16 protein-coding genes are annotated in these 14,199 nt (G+C 38.0%); all 16 read left to right on the top strand.

What is annotated here, in order from left to right:
- Window positions 1–75: 75 nt before the first annotated feature.
- The 16 genes from carB (at window position 76) to ABVT42_RS16390 (ending at window position 13,885) form a co-directional block, all read left to right on the top strand.
- Entirely contained in the window at window positions 76–3,294 is a 3,219-nt protein-coding gene (gene carB / locus ABVT42_RS16465; protein ID WP_353896950.1) for a carbamoyl-phosphate synthase large subunit, read from the top strand.
- A 15-nt stretch (window positions 3,295–3,309) separates the two neighbouring features.
- Complete coding sequence (greA, locus tag ABVT42_RS16460) at window positions 3,310–3,789, top strand: transcription elongation factor GreA (RefSeq protein WP_353896951.1); 480 nt, start codon at window positions 3,310–3,312, stop codon at window positions 3,787–3,789.
- A gap of 200 nt (window positions 3,790–3,989) precedes the next feature.
- Window positions 3,990–4,781: a type IV pili methyl-accepting chemotaxis transducer N-terminal domain-containing protein gene (locus ABVT42_RS16455; RefSeq protein ID WP_353896952.1), complete on the top strand. Its 792-nt coding sequence runs from the start codon at window positions 3,990–3,992 to the stop codon at window positions 4,779–4,781.
- Between the two features lie 450 nt (window positions 4,782–5,231).
- The gene (locus ABVT42_RS16450) at window positions 5,232–6,497 is read left to right on the top strand and encodes a sensor domain-containing diguanylate cyclase (protein ID WP_353896953.1); all 1,266 of its coding nucleotides are present in this window, start codon (window positions 5,232–5,234) and stop codon (window positions 6,495–6,497) included.
- A 685-nt stretch (window positions 6,498–7,182) separates the two neighbouring features.
- A complete protein-coding gene (locus tag ABVT42_RS16445) occupies window positions 7,183–8,070 on the top strand; it encodes a hypothetical protein (RefSeq protein WP_367024119.1) in 888 nt (295 codons plus the stop codon).
- A complete protein-coding gene (locus tag ABVT42_RS16440; RefSeq protein ID WP_353896954.1) occupies window positions 8,070–8,405 on the top strand; it encodes a hypothetical protein in 336 nt (111 codons plus the stop codon). The genes ABVT42_RS16445 and ABVT42_RS16440 overlap by 1 nt, the downstream gene beginning before the upstream one ends.
- Window positions 8,406–8,432: 27 nt before the next feature.
- Window positions 8,433–8,906 carry a deaminase domain-containing protein gene (locus tag ABVT42_RS16435; RefSeq protein ID WP_353896955.1) on the top strand — a complete coding sequence of 158 codons (474 nt, stop codon included), beginning with the start codon at window positions 8,433–8,435 and terminating at the stop codon, window positions 8,904–8,906.
- A 2-nt stretch (window positions 8,907–8,908) separates the two neighbouring features.
- Window positions 8,909–9,244 carry a hypothetical protein gene (locus tag ABVT42_RS16430; RefSeq protein ID WP_353896956.1) on the top strand — a complete coding sequence of 112 codons (336 nt, stop codon included), beginning with the start codon at window positions 8,909–8,911 and terminating at the stop codon, window positions 9,242–9,244.
- Between the two features lie 314 nt (window positions 9,245–9,558).
- Complete coding sequence (locus ABVT42_RS16425; protein WP_353896957.1) at window positions 9,559–9,843, top strand: hypothetical protein; 285 nt, start codon at window positions 9,559–9,561, stop codon at window positions 9,841–9,843.
- Between the two features lie 9 nt (window positions 9,844–9,852).
- On the top strand, window positions 9,853–10,224 hold the full coding sequence (locus ABVT42_RS16420) for a hypothetical protein (RefSeq protein WP_353896958.1): 372 nt from the start codon (window positions 9,853–9,855) through the stop codon (window positions 10,222–10,224).
- A gap of 222 nt (window positions 10,225–10,446) precedes the next feature.
- Entirely contained in the window at window positions 10,447–10,734 is a 288-nt protein-coding gene (locus tag ABVT42_RS16415; RefSeq protein ID WP_353896959.1) for a hypothetical protein, read from the top strand.
- 14 nt (window positions 10,735–10,748) lie between these two features.
- Window positions 10,749–11,255 carry a hypothetical protein gene (locus tag ABVT42_RS16410; RefSeq protein ID WP_353896960.1) on the top strand — a complete coding sequence of 169 codons (507 nt, stop codon included), beginning with the start codon at window positions 10,749–10,751 and terminating at the stop codon, window positions 11,253–11,255.
- A 22-nt stretch (window positions 11,256–11,277) separates the two neighbouring features.
- Window positions 11,278–11,700 (top strand): hypothetical protein, encoded by a 423-nt coding sequence (locus ABVT42_RS16405; protein ID WP_353896961.1) that lies wholly within the window; start codon window positions 11,278–11,280, stop codon window positions 11,698–11,700.
- A gap of 12 nt (window positions 11,701–11,712) precedes the next feature.
- Window positions 11,713–12,288, top strand: a complete 576-nt coding sequence (locus ABVT42_RS16400) for a hypothetical protein (protein WP_353896962.1) — start codon at window positions 11,713–11,715, stop codon at window positions 12,286–12,288.
- A 359-nt stretch (window positions 12,289–12,647) separates the two neighbouring features.
- Window positions 12,648–13,085 carry a 3-phosphoshikimate 1-carboxyvinyltransferase gene (locus ABVT42_RS16395; protein WP_353896963.1) on the top strand — a complete coding sequence of 146 codons (438 nt, stop codon included), beginning with the start codon at window positions 12,648–12,650 and terminating at the stop codon, window positions 13,083–13,085.
- A 365-nt stretch (window positions 13,086–13,450) separates the two neighbouring features.
- Window positions 13,451–13,885, top strand: a complete 435-nt coding sequence (locus ABVT42_RS16390) for a YbaN family protein (protein WP_353896964.1) — start codon at window positions 13,451–13,453, stop codon at window positions 13,883–13,885.
- Window positions 13,886–14,199: the final 314 nt, after the last annotated feature.

The following is a 14,199-nucleotide window of genomic DNA, read 5'->3' as shown; positions in this document are numbered from 1 at the left end:
GAGTGTACGGTAAAGTAAACTTCGCAAGCGTAAGCAATTTAATCAAAACTTGAAATATCAAACGGTAAATAGTGAATGCCAAAACGTAATGACATAAAAAGTATTCTCATCCTTGGTGCGGGACCTATCATCATCGGCCAGGCCTGTGAATTTGACTATTCTGGGGCTCAGGCTTGTAAAGCATTGCGAGAAGAGGGTTTTCGCGTCATCTTAGTTAACTCTAACCCTGCAACCATTATGACCGATCCTGAAATGGCTGACGCAACCTACATTGAGCCACTTCACTGGGAAATTGTTGCAAAAATTATCGAAAAAGAAAAGCCAGATGCCATTTTACCCACGATGGGCGGACAAACGGCACTTAACTGCGCTTTAGACTTAGCATCGCGCGGCGTGCTTGAAATCCATAATGTTGAAATGATTGGGGCCACCCGCGAAGCAATTGATAAAGCAGAAGATCGCGAACAATTTGCTAATGCAATGCGCAAAATTGGGTTGGACATGCCGCGTGCTGGAATCGCGCACAGCATGAAAGATGCCTACAAAGTTTTAGATGAAGTAGGATTCCCGTGTATTATTCGACCTTCATTTACTATGGGCGGCACGGGGGGCGGTATTGCTTATAACCGAGAAGAGTTCGACGAAATCTGTGCCCGTGGACTCGATCTGTCGCCAACTTCGGAATTACTGATCGATGAATCCTTAATCGGATGGAAAGAATATGAAATGGAAGTGGTGCGTGATAAAAACGATAACTGCATCATCGTTTGTTCAATTGAAAACTTTGACCCAATGGGTGTTCACACGGGTGACTCAATCACGGTGGCACCAGCACAAACCTTGACTGACAAAGAATATCAAATTATGCGTGATGCCTCACTGGCGGTATTGCGTGAAGTTGGCGTCGAGACAGGTGGTTCAAATGTACAATTTTCGGTAAACCCTGAAAATGGGCGGATGATTGTTATAGAAATGAATCCTCGGGTTTCGCGTTCATCTGCACTGGCTTCTAAAGCAACTGGATTTCCAATTGCTAAAATTGCTGCCAAACTCGCTGTTGGCTATACCCTAGATGAATTGCAAAATGATATTACTGGTGGTCGCACTCCAGCATCATTTGAGCCATCGATTGACTATGTTGTGACTAAAATTCCACGCTTTAACTTTGAAAAGTTTCCTAATGCCGATACCACTTTAACCACACAAATGAAATCGGTGGGTGAAGTAATGGCAATTGGACGAACTTTTCAGGAGTCGGTGCAAAAAGCCTTGCGTGGATTGGAAACTGGCGCAGATGGATTTAGTCCAATTCTGGATTGTCAGCGCGATGACTGGCGTGAAGTATTGCGTCACAATCTACAAGTGCCTAATGCCGAAAGAATTTATTATATTGCTGATGCATTCCGTCAAGATTACACCATCGAGCAGGTATTCCAATTAACGTCTATCGATCCGTGGTTTTTGGTTCAAATTCAGGAAATCGTTGCTCTGGAAAAACAATTTGCGACTTTGAGCACGGCAAAACTGGATCGCGAAATCGTGCGTAAAATGAAGCGTAAAGGTTTCTCTGACAGACGACTGGGTCAACTGCTCGATATTTCTGAAAAAGAAATGCGCCGCATTCGCCATAAGTTCGATTTGTATCCAGTATATAAACGCGTTGATACTTGTGCTGCCGAATTTGCTACCGACACAGCATATATGTATTCCACTTATGAAGATGAGTGTGAAGCAGAGCCAACCGATCGTGAAAAAATTATGATTCTGGGTGGCGGTCCAAACCGTATTGGCCAAGGTATTGAATTTGACTACTGTTGTGTTCACGCGGCATTTGCGATGCGTGATGATGGTTACGAAACCATTATGGTTAACTGTAACCCCGAAACAGTTTCAACAGATTATGATACCTCTGATCGCTTATACTTTGAACCGGTTACACTTGAAGATGTATTAGAAATTGTTGCGAAAGAAAAGCCTAAAGGCGTGATTGTTCAATATGGCGGACAAACCCCGTTAAAACTTGCTCGCGACTTAGAGGCCGCTGGTGTACCCATTATTGGTACAACGCCTGATGCCATTGATCGTTCAGAAGACCGCGAAAGATTTCAGCGGGCGATCAAACGTTTAGGTTTAAAACAGCCGCCTAACAGAACCGTAAAAACTATGGAAGAAGGAGTGCGTCTGGCTGAAGAAATCGGTTATCCACTTGTAGTTCGTCCTTCTTATGTATTAGGTGGTCGAGCGATGGAAATCGTGTTTAATTCAGATGAATTAAAACGCTATATGACCGAAGCGGTATCTGTTTCGAATGAATCTCCTGTGCTACTCGACCGATTCCTTGACGATGCGATTGAAGTGGATGTTGACGCTATTTATGACGGCGAAACCATTTTAATTGGTGGCATTATGGAGCATATAGAGCAAGCTGGGGTTCACTCAGGTGATTCTGCTTGCTGTATTCCGCCACACACTTTAAGTGAAACTATCAAGCAAGGTTTGTGTGAACAAATTGAAGCAATGGCTAAAGAACTGGAAGTACGCGGGTTAATGAATACCCAGTTTGCCATTCAAGGTGAAAATATATTTGTACTCGAAGTGAACCCGCGAGCTTCAAGAACGGTGCCTTTTGTTTCGAAAGCAACCGCGCGTCCATTGGCTAAAATTGCTGCCAGTGTTATGGCGGGTAAGTCACTAAAAGAGCTTGGCTTTACTCAACCTGTTGAGTCTGATTTTTATACTGTAAAAGAACCGGTGTTTCCATTTAACAAGTTCTTTGGTTCTGACCCTATTTTAGGTCCAGAAATGAAATCAACTGGTGAAGCAATGGGGGTTGGCGAATCTTTTGGTGAAGCTTATTATAAAGCTCAATTGGGTGGCGGTTCACAAGCGCCTCGTGGTGGCAAGGCTATTTTAAGTGTTAAAGAAAGTGACAAAGCTAAAATTTCAGAAACGGCAAGAGCTTTAATCGATTGTGGTTTTGAAATATTAGCGACAGGTGGTACGGCTACCCGATTAATTCAGGATGGTATATTCTGTCAACGGGTAAATAAAGTATACGAAGGTAGACCGCATTTAGTTGATATGATAAAAAATGACGAAATCGACTATATTGTAAATACCACTGAAGGTAAACAAGCGGTGGCAGATTCGTTTCAAATCAGACGATCTGCGTTACAATATAAAGTCGCTTATTCAACAACACTTGCTGGTGGCTTGGCAACCGCAAAAGCCATTCGCCACCAGACTCGTCAAAAAGTAGTTTCTGTCCAAGAGCTGCACAAGCGGGTTAAATAGAAAGGTAATTACAATATGAATAATTTAACACCAATGACGGTTCTTGGCGCAGAAGCTTTAAGAACTGAGTTGCAAGACTTAAAACAAGTACAACGCCCCAAAGTTGTTGCTGCAATTGCTGAAGCTAGAGAGCATGGCGATTTAAAAGAAAATGCAGAGTATCATGCTGCGCGAGAACAGCAGGGATTTATTGAAGGGCGTATACAGGAAATTGAAGGTAAGCTGGGCAATGCCCAAATCATCGATGTTTCAAAAATAGCCAACAATGGCAAAGTGATTTTTGGCACGACCGTTGAACTGGTGAATCTTGAAACTGATGATGAAGTGACTTATCAAATTGTTGGTGATGATGAAGCCGATATCAAAAAACTTAAAATTTCAATTAACTCGCCAATTGCTCGAGCATTAATTGGAAAAGAGGAAGGTGATATTGGGATTGTAAAAACCCCTAATGGTGAAGTTGAATACGAAATTGTACAGGTAAAATATATTTAACGCTGTACTGTAAATAATTAAAAAACCCACTTAAAAAGTGGGTTTTTTTTTGCAGAGTTCAAAATTTAAAAATTTATCTCGTTTCGAGAGAATTCGTTAAATTTATTTGCTTACTTATTCTCTTCATTGAGTCTGATCAAATTTGTTAAACATTTAGAACGTAAAATCTCATGCTGTCTTTAGTTGAATAGGGTATAAATATGTGTACTAAAAAAATAATACTAACAATATTTGTGTGTTGCCTGGTCGTCGGTTTCAATCAGTCTGTTTGGGCTCGAGCGTTAACGCTTGCCGAAGCAATCAATCAGGCCGGACAACAGCGCATGTTATCACAACGGATTGCAAAAAATTATTTGATGATTACTCACAGAATTAATCGAGGAGATGCACAAAAGGAATTACGCGAAAGTATTAATCGCTTCGAAAGTAATTTGGCCAATCTTGAAGATTCCATATCTAAAGCAGAGTCTGTTGCCAAATTAACAACGCTTAAAGAACGTTGGGGAGAATTTAAAGCCATTGTTCTTGCAAAGCCGGTGGAAAATTATTCAGATAAAATATTAAACCAGAATAATCTCCTGCTTCATGCTGCACATGAATTAGTTTTGGAATTACAAAACTCTACTCTAAAATCTGAGGCTAAATTGATTAATATTTCTGGTCGTCAGCGTATGCTCTCGCAAAGAATCGCTCTATATTACACTGCTAGTTATGTGGGATTCAGAGATGAAGATTCTCACTTACAATTTAATCAGGCTGTTAGTCAATTTGAAAATGGTTTGGACTTTCTACAAGAGTCCGATGTTAATACCACTGAAATTACTAAGGAATTAGTCAATGTTAGACGCCAGTGGCAATTTTATAAAACTAAATTTGATACCTTGGGAGACAATGCTTATATTCCTCGCGTAATTCGAGTGATTACCGAAGATTTCCTCGAGAGAATGGATAAAATTACTAAACTGTATGAACTGACATTAACCGAAAGTTGATTAAATTTAAACTCGCCATTTAATCACTTCTTCAATAATTCACTTTTTGGATGATCATCTACACCCGTCTATTGGCTTTAAAAAATTCCTATCTAAGCTACTCAGTATTATTTTAATTACTACGTAACTAAAAATATAGCGTTAAAAAATATTTTGGTTGTTAATCGCTAGTACTATTAAGTTAAACTTTGTACTTTTACTGATATATTTAGCCGTGGTTTATCGTTAGTTAGAGAACATTGTTGAGGTAAAAACGATATGTTTACCTGCAAAATCATGTAATATCATTTATTAAACAAGTTCAAAAATATAATTATGGCTTATTCATCGACAAAATCCAATTTGAGCGTGATTGAATCACAAAAAATAACTAGATTCTGGATTAATAGCATGAGAGTATTATTTTTTTTACGAATAAATAATATATTTTAATAATTTCGTTCCGGCATTATGGATAATTTAGCTAAGCCCTCTTATTTTGACACCGACTTTTATAAGACCTTGATAGAAACATTACAAGATGGGGTTTTTGTTATTAAAGACGGCCGTTTTATTTTGGTCAATCAGGCATTTGCTGATATGGTTGGCACAACTCGTGAAGCATTGCTTGGGACATTGTTTATGCAGCAGATTGTCCCTGAATACCAACATTTGGTCGCCGAGAGATATCAGTCCCGGACGCAAGGCAAAAAGCCACCTAATGAGTACCAAATAGAAATATTTCACTCTCGTGGTCATCGCATGATTGTCCAATTAAAGGTAGAAACCTTTTCCGATAAAAATGATAAGGTTTATATCGTATGCAGCATTCGCGATGTAACTCTAAATACCCAGTTAATGAAACGCTTGCAAGATTCGGAGCGAGAGTTTAAACAAATTATAGAAAATTTACCGGGATTTTATTACCGCACCGATGCCGCAGGCAATTTAATTATGGCCTCTCCTTATGCATTAAAAATGCTGGGTTATATCGCTGATGAAGCTATCGGTAAACCAATGACTGATTTTTATGCGATTCCAGAAGAAAGAGCGCAAGCACTTGAAAGCATTTTGGCTAGCCAAGGTGCGCCGGTCGAAGTCGAAACGCTCATTTGTAAATCAGATGGCTCTACCGTATGGGTCTCTACTTGTGCCTATGCTCGTTATGATCATGCGGGAGAATTTTTGGGGGTAGAAGGGGTCTCTTTAAATATTACTAAACAAAAAAACCGAGAATATGAATTACAAGAGAAAGCCTTGCGTGATTCGTTGACCGGGCTGGTCAACCGCTTTGGTTTGTTAGAGCATTTTGAAAAAGCCTTAATAAAGGCTAAGCGAAAACAGTTTCAGTTGTCGATAGTATTTATTGATCTGGACGACTTTAAATTAATTAATGATCGTTTTGGCCACTTAAATGGCGATCAATATTTAATTGAGTTTGCAAACCGATTGCGAACTGGATTTCGTGGATCAGATATGGTTGCGCGAATTGGTGGAGATGAGTTTGTTGTTTTGCTCGATAATAGTGCCAGAGATGAACGAACCAGTGAGTTGTTACTGCGTTTAGAGCAAACAATGGATCAACCACTAATTTTAGATGATGAAACCGTTTATTTTAAATATAGTTATGGTGTCGCGACTTATCCTAAAGATGGTTGTAGTACCGCTGAGCTGTTAAAATTTGCAGACAAGCAAATGTATTTTTATAAAAAACAAAATGAGAGAGTTGTTTTTTAGGTTTTTGCTGCTAAGTAGATTAATTTTAAGTTTGTGATAAAAAGATAAATGTTTCTTCGTTTATTGATAATTCTACCATCCTTTATGTTGTGTGGTTTTATTGAACCACAACACATACAATAACGTGGATGAAACACACCTTAAAAAACAAATAATTGCAAACTGGTTCACGAAATCAAATTAGTGAGAGAAATAATACTTTGGTAGGATATATTCATCACTAAGCAGGCAATGTGATAAATGCTTAGTTACCTGTGATATTTTGAATGTAGAGAAAGCATTCAAATATCAAAAAGATTTGAAAAGTGAGTCAATTCTCAAAAAGGACTTATCACCATGTTATTCGACCCATTCTACGTCAGATCACGCAGCCGCAGGCGCTTTTTATTTGCCCCATATTTTTTTGAAGCTAACCCGCTCGAATTTGAAATTAATACCGAATGTAAAACCCGTGACGATATCTTTATAAAACAGTTTTTATGGCNATACCGAATGTAAAACCCGTGACGATATCTTTATAAAACAGTTTTTATGGCGACTGACCGACGAACAAAACTTCCCGCAGCACCTCTGGCGAATTGTCGAAAAAATTGGTCATTACCACGGCTTAACTATTCAGTCCTGGTATACCGAGGATGATGTCATCGATGACTTAGTCCACCTCATCAAAATTCAAACGATTATTGTGTATAACTGTTTAATCAGAGATGAATATGAATTAGAGGGCTTCCTCGGTGATTATGGTTGGGGCGATAATCAAATCGAATACTTAGAGCGCTATCGCGCCGAAAATGGTGAGTATGATCCCAATTATTTTTGGCCATTGGAAGAATATTACAAATTGCTCGACACTAATCCCACCGCGGCGGGTATAGCCAAAAAGTTTCGTGAAAAGCATACAAGGCGGGTGGAAGCTGAGCGACGGTTAATTGTAAATAAAGCTAAGCCTAAGGAAAAAGCAGACTATGATGCGAGTGTTGAACAATCAGGGAATATTGTTGATAATGAGCGGACGCATCGTAGTGAGTTGGGGAGAGATGTTCCAAACGGTAATGTATCGAGGGCTGAAGCGCTTCGGGCTAAATGGGGCGATCTATCTGGTAGTGAAAGATCTGCACTTGTACAAGCTAAAGCTGAAGCTAATGCAGGTAGAAGATTGGCAGAGTTAGAACAATCTACAGGGGCTCATTTCAAAACTAGTCACGGAGCAGACGTAACTCCGATACAGCATAGGAAGAGGGCTCGACTAGGGATCAACCCCAGACCGGAAGTAACTAATCGATCAAGGCAAAATTCTACTGGATTTTTGAGTAATAGAGATCAGTTGAATATTATGAATAGAGCTAGTTTAATTCGTTCAAGAGCGGATAATCCTCATCTAGTAAATGATATAGTATTTGAACATCCAGACGTAATTGGGACAGGATTTTCAAAACGCGTCTTCAGCTTAAATGAGAACTTGTCTTATATGAGTAGAGTCAGGTTTAATGCTCAAAGCGGGAATATGTTTACAGCATTCCCAATTCATCCTCATGCAGTTACTCCTTCAACAGTCTTAAAGGTTAAATATTGATGAATAAAAAGAATTATCAGCCACATTTTCTTCAAGTTATCTTTGACCCTATCTCTCATGAGTCTCCGCTGCAAGCGGAGGCCATCGAAGATATTGCGAGAACAAATGTGTCTAATGAGGGGGAACTAACTTCAACATTAATGAAATATGTAAAGCCATATTTCGATGGGTTTGATTCAAGTCTTAAAGAAGAGGTCACTAAAGCATTGGAGGCAGCCAATTCAAATGAATTTGATATCGAAAACGAGTTTGACTTGGAGGAATTATTAATTGAAAGAATCTCTTCAAATAAAGAGTTCTTCTTGAGAAAAATGAAGGAAGTCCTATTGGACTAGGTTGGTGTTGTTCCAAACTCACGATACTTGAGTAATTCAACTAATCCTGAAATCAGAGAAGCGCTATTAAATAGAAGCTTAGAATTGCGTGGTCAGTTAACCAGTAAACTAAAAAGAGAAGGGAACTTCGGAGTAGCGCAAATTGATATTGATGGTTTACCTAGTGAGTTAAAAGCACATAGTAAAATTAACTTTGTTGGCGATAAGGGAGCAGATAAAGGATTTGTTTTACTTAAGCCCCAAGATGAATGGGCATTTATTCCCAAGAAGATAAATTCAAGCGGATATATAGATGATGCAGGCTATCTGCGTCATGCTGACACTGAGTTCAAATTATTAGAAGATATAGCTGCTCGACTAGGCAACAATACTCAAGCCAGCGGCAGAGTAAATTTGTTTACTGAGAGACTTGCGTGCCAGAGCTGTGGTGATGTTATTCTAGATTTCAGAAGTCGATACCCCAATGTTCAACTTAATGTATTCTCAAGAGATTTTGATTAATTATGGATAGGTATAGCTACGAAGAAATAATTGAAAGTGTTGATGAAGACTTTCAAGCTTCATTTAAGTTAGGTGATGATCATGTGGCTGCTACTATGCGGCTTCTTGGTGATTTTTACAAAGAGATTATTCAATCTAGTCCTGTGGAAAAGCTCATGTTTTATATAGCAATATGCTTATATTTACATCAAAAAGGATATTCGTTTGAACATGTTCAAAATGGAGTGAAAACTGTGTTGGCTGAAATACCTTTTGATAGCTTTAAATATGATCTGGAAACTAATGAAGAGAAGCGATTGCAGGCCGATTTAGAGCAGGTAAAGTCACTACTTGACTAAGTGTATAGTTTGGAGCAACGTTTGTTGTTCCAAACAAAGTTGATCTTTCTATTTTACAGCCCCCTAAAAAGAATATAAGTCAAAAATTTGTAGACAGTATTGTCCGAGGTGATGGTGATTATGTTCATAAGCATTGGGGTGATTTAAATGCGAATGAATATCGGGCTGTAAGAGAATATTTTGGTAAAACTGAAGCTGGACAAGTAGCTTTAAAAGCTCTGGATGATCAGAAAATCTTCTTAAGATTCGTTGACGGTGCTCCCATGGGGCCAGATGTATATGGTATTCGAAAAGGAAATCTTGGGAAAATATTCATGCAAAATACTCAAAACGGAAAATATTGGGAGATGTTAGATGTTGAGCTAGGAAGTATGCAGGCGACAGCATCTACAGGTTTACATGAAAGTATACACGCCTTGGGAGTTGGTGGTTCAAGAAGAGCTGAGGCATTAGTTCGTTTAGAGGAAATGCGTGCTGCAGGTGTAACAATCGATCGCACCGCTATGCGGCAAGTATTATCCGATATGAAAGGTGGGTATGAACATTTTCGCTGGATATCTGGGCGAACATCGGAATATTTCCCAGGTTTAAAGTTTTAAGGTATTGCTATGAATAAATTAACTCAGGAACAAAAGGATTTTCTTTTAAAACAAAAAGAGCAGATGAGAAAGCGGCCAAAGCGTAGACCTATTTGGAGTAGGTCAGAAGTTGATGAAGGTAAGGAATATGTTCTTCTTTTGCTAGAAAATGAAAATGGCTTGCGTGAGTTTGAATTAAGAGAAAAGTCAAAGAAGAATGAGAAAGTGATAGGGAGTAAATGTGTATTTATCACCGAAGTTATTCCTTATGATTTACTTTGGCGAGGAGATCTTTACGGAATTGCTGAGAATATAGGTTTAGAGAATGGTGAGTCGTTTCATTTTGACTCGCTCGGAAATTGGGGTACTGAACAAGAACTTGAGGAGTTTAAAAAAATATAGTTTGGAGTTGTTCCAGACAAGCAAACTTTCTATACAGGCGCTGGTGAATTCAGCAAGATTGATGAATTAGCGGAAGCTTCATATTCGAATATTAGAAACGTCCATTTTGATGACGTGGCAACAGTTGCTCAAAACACTGGTCTATCGGTTTCTGAAGTCACTACACTCAAGAAACATTTGTTTTTCGGAAAACATAAGCTCTTCACTGACAGTGAAAACTATGTGTTATCCAGGTTTACAGCTGATCCAGAAATAGCATTTGCATGGGAAACTGCACAAACGACTAAACTTACTGCATCTCAACAGAGTTATTTTAAGCAATTAGCTGGTCATGAATTGGGTGAAAGGCAATTTATGGCTCAAGGAATTCCTTATAGAAACCCACAGTCATGGGATCCAGAATTCCAAATGTTTAATCCACCCCCTCCAGGGGCACATGATTTAGCACCGGCGCAACCAAATTGGGGAACGTTTGATGGATTTATGGACTATTTCAACAAAAATTTTTAAGGATGCTTGCAAATATGAGTTTTAATTATCAGGTAGCACTTGAACGTCTCAATTCGATAGATTGGGATGCTTTGAGTGAAAAAAATGTAGATAGAAATAAAGCATTGCTTGTTAATGAGTATCTCTTTAGGGCATCAAAGTTTTTAAATGATTTTAATTTTGCTTCCAATCTACCGATGTTTAATCCTATTGAAGTGATTGATAGTGATGTTACTGTTCCTGAAGATATCGACGATAAACTGAAGAACATTTTTAATGATAACGTTTCTCCTTTTATCAGAATGATTTGCAAGAGTTATTTAATTTGGGGGGTTGTTAGCAGTTCATATCCTGATATTTACGATAAATATAAAGGGTTGTTCGGTCCAATAATATATTTATTTGAAAGTGGAGGAATCGTTAATTTTACGAGAAATGAGCTAAAAGTTGGCGCTTTCACAATTCCGATTCAAAATATGGGTAATTTGAGAAAAGAGTTTGAATTTGAAGCTAATGTGCAGAAGCGGATAGAGCAAGACTAGTGTTGTTCCAAACTCGAAAGGTTTGGTATCAAATAAATTTCCTGGAGAAGCTCTAAGCACCAAAGGAAAAGTATTTGGAGAAGTAAAAGTAGTAAATGGAAAAGTTACACTCGGAGAAGGAAATGTTGTTCCTCGTGATTTGGATTTTGTGATTACAAATGATCGTAGATTGGTAGTTGGTTCTAAACATACAACATTAGCTAATGGAGAAGATGTTTTAGCGGCAGGTCAGATGAGGTTGAATGGTCAGGGGCAAATAAGAAGGCTCGACAACCTATCAGGACACTACCAACCCTCTGTAGAAGAAGCATTGAGAGTTCCTGATATGTTAAGAGATATGGGATTGGATGTTTCTGGTGCTCGGCATCAGCTTTATCGATTTAAAATAGATGATGATGGATGGGTTGTTCGATCTATATTAGACGTTAATAAAACACTGGATTAGAGGGTGAAGCTGATGATTGATTTAGTTAAAAAAATACGCGATGGTTACGGAACCTCTAATTTAGCTGGCATTAAATTTATTGAACAATTCCGTGATGAAATAAAAAAATATGATGCCAAAGAGCTATTTGTATATTTGATGGAGAATTGTTCATGTAAGTTTACAAGCGAGTTACTACTTTCTTCTGAAGACTTGTTGAATAATTTGAGCTCAGATGATTGGATTAGTATTCTTGAGTGTTCCAATAGGGCCGTTAACCCTCTTGACGAAAATAATGATGGTTTCTTTACGGATATTTATTTCCTGATGAAATATTTAAGGTTGGATTTTTTCGACTATCTACTTGCTTCTGATAAGGTAAGTTCGAATGATAAAAAAAATATACTTTCTTTTTGTAAGCTTAAATCTTCACGATTAACTTTAGATGAACTCGATATTGAGGATATGGATGGGGATTATTTTATTCCTTACGAAGCAATAGAGCGCAAGAGACTAGAGCTATTAGAAAATGATGTTTTTAACGAAATTAAGTTTTCTGGTATCTATGAACACATGGATGAGTTGGAGCGTAAATATAGTTTGAGATAGCCAGAGAAGCGCTATTAAATAGAAGTTTAAAATTACGTGGTCAGTTAGCCAGTAAACTAAAAAGAGTAGGAAACTTCGGAGTAGCGCTAATTGATATCGATGGTTTACAGTTTCAAGCTACTGTAGTTATGATGATACTATCCTGAAAACTTGAGTAATAGAGCGGATATCACTTATCGAGGAATATTAGAAGCGCTAAGAAAAAATAATAATGAATAAGAAACTGTAATTTTTCATCTCAACTACGTATAAAACAATATCAGGCATAGCAATTTATTAACAGTTTTCTATCAAATGAATTTTAAAGCCTTAACACTATTGGCTACACTTAAGGTAAACCGCTTTAAATGGAGTTTGTTATGATACGTCAATCAGTCACTCAAGATAAATTAAAAAGTGAGCTAGCTGATGACCCCGTTCTTAAGCGATTTTTAGGTGATATAGATAAGCCTGTTGCCGATAGCTTTACTGCTGCGCAATTAGAAGAGATAAAGAAGGCGCTAAAGGGGCAAGCTTGGAAAAAGCATAGTATTGATTTTCGACCTACCATCTTTATTCCATTTTTGCCCTGGAGTTTTTATATGGTATTTCTTTTAGGGCACAACCGAAGGGTAATATCTCATTCAGAGAAAGGTATCGCTCTTGTGATGTTTTTGTTATTGTCGCTTTTGGTATTGATTTCAATATTAGGTTTTATCATGCTTGTCTTATATCTGATTAAGTCAGCATTGGGCATTGATCTTTTTGCTGATGAATCTCTAGGGATCTGGGATGAGTTCAAGCGTTTAATAGAGTGATTATAATCCGTTTTTCTCGTTTTAATTCTATCGAATTGATAAAGTCGCATTAACCAAGTTAGCCTCCCACTTAGCTGTACGATTTATCTAAATTTTTAAATTGCAAAATACTTATTACTCTTTTAATCAAGTTGGTAAAGTTACCTCTTTTGGTAAGTTTAATTTATAGTAGTCTTCTATATTCCACTAGTTGTAATTAATTCTGATTGATATACACTGATCAGGCATCGATAAAGCTCGCTATTAAAATAGCAAGATTTATAGCTAATTCGTATTTTATTAGATTTGTCTTGATTATATTCGCAAGTTTGACTAAATCTAAAGGGCCTTAATAGGATTTTATCGTAGATTGAGCAGGTAGATTTTTGAGCAAATATCAGCGTGGCGCTATCAAGTACATTTTAATCCTAACCGGTTTGTTACTGGTAATGATTGGTTTTGTCGGAATATTTGTTCCAGGGCTACCTACAACTATTTTTTTAATCGGCGCTGCGGCCTGTTTTGCTAAATCTTCACCATGCTTACATGCCTGGTTGTTGTCACATCGCTGGTTTGGACCGATTTTATATCATTGGAAAGAGTCCAGAAGTATTCCTAAAAAAGCAAAAATTATCGCCCTCTCAACAATGGCCCTCGCTTGCTTATATTCAGGGTTGATGATAGAACCGCTATGGGTTCGAATAGTTGTATATGCGGTAATGATACCACCAGCTATCTTTGTTTATCGCTTACCCTTAAGCGAAAATACTCCAGTACAACCTTATACATCTCAAACTGCAAACTCAGATAATAACGCTTAAGTCTGTTCTGATTTTCTGTAATTTACATCGGTAATACGAAACCATGCTTATGCGGCTGTCTAAAAGTTAAAGCTGGTCTGCGAATTCACATTACAATGAGCATCAGAGGCGGGTTGTCCATAATTTGTGGTATGGGTTAATTGTGGCCGGACCGATGCTTTACCTGATAATTTAGTTTTTCCTGAAGGGAATACAATTTTTTTGTAAGCGTCCAGCGAATTACACGCTTGACTATTGATGGTACTTAAAATTCCAAGGCATCAAGTACTCGATATCATTGGGCTGCTTTGGCAACTCACTCAGTAAAAACATCA

The organism is Aliikangiella maris (assembly GCF_040719265.1).
GTDB classification, from domain to species: Bacteria; Pseudomonadota; Gammaproteobacteria; order Enterobacterales; family Kangiellaceae; genus Aliikangiella; species Aliikangiella maris.
The sequence above is the reverse complement of the archived record's forward strand: the minus strand, read 5'-3'. Positions and strand labels throughout refer to the sequence as shown.

What these genes read in the sequence shown, in the direction of transcription:
- ABVT42_RS16410 (WP_353896960.1), top strand. Translation starts at nt 10,749, where the DNA reads ATGAGTTTTAATTATCAGGTAGCACTTGAACGTCTCAATTCGATAGAT.
- ABVT42_RS16440 (WP_353896954.1), top strand. Translation starts at nt 8,070, where the DNA reads ATGAATAAAAAGAATTATCAGCCACATTTTCTTCAAGTTATCTTTGAC.
- ABVT42_RS16425 (WP_353896957.1), top strand. Translation starts at nt 9,559, where the DNA reads ATGCAAAATACTCAAAACGGAAAATATTGGGAGATGTTAGATGTTGAG.
- greA (WP_353896951.1), top strand. Translation starts at nt 3,310, where the DNA reads ATGAATAATTTAACACCAATGACGGTTCTTGGCGCAGAAGCTTTAAGA.
- ABVT42_RS16430 (WP_353896956.1), top strand. Translation starts at nt 8,909, where the DNA reads ATGGATAGGTATAGCTACGAAGAAATAATTGAAAGTGTTGATGAAGAC.
- ABVT42_RS16455 (WP_353896952.1), top strand. Translation starts at nt 3,990, where the DNA reads ATGTGTACTAAAAAAATAATACTAACAATATTTGTGTGTTGCCTGGTC.
- carB (WP_353896950.1), top strand. Translation starts at nt 76, where the DNA reads ATGCCAAAACGTAATGACATAAAAAGTATTCTCATCCTTGGTGCGGGA.
- ABVT42_RS16420 (WP_353896958.1), top strand. Translation starts at nt 9,853, where the DNA reads ATGAATAAATTAACTCAGGAACAAAAGGATTTTCTTTTAAAACAAAAA.
- ABVT42_RS16450 (WP_353896953.1), top strand. Translation starts at nt 5,232, where the DNA reads ATGGATAATTTAGCTAAGCCCTCTTATTTTGACACCGACTTTTATAAG.
- ABVT42_RS16400 (WP_353896962.1), top strand. Translation starts at nt 11,713, where the DNA reads ATGATTGATTTAGTTAAAAAAATACGCGATGGTTACGGAACCTCTAAT.
- ABVT42_RS16395 (WP_353896963.1), top strand. Translation starts at nt 12,648, where the DNA reads ATGATACGTCAATCAGTCACTCAAGATAAATTAAAAAGTGAGCTAGCT.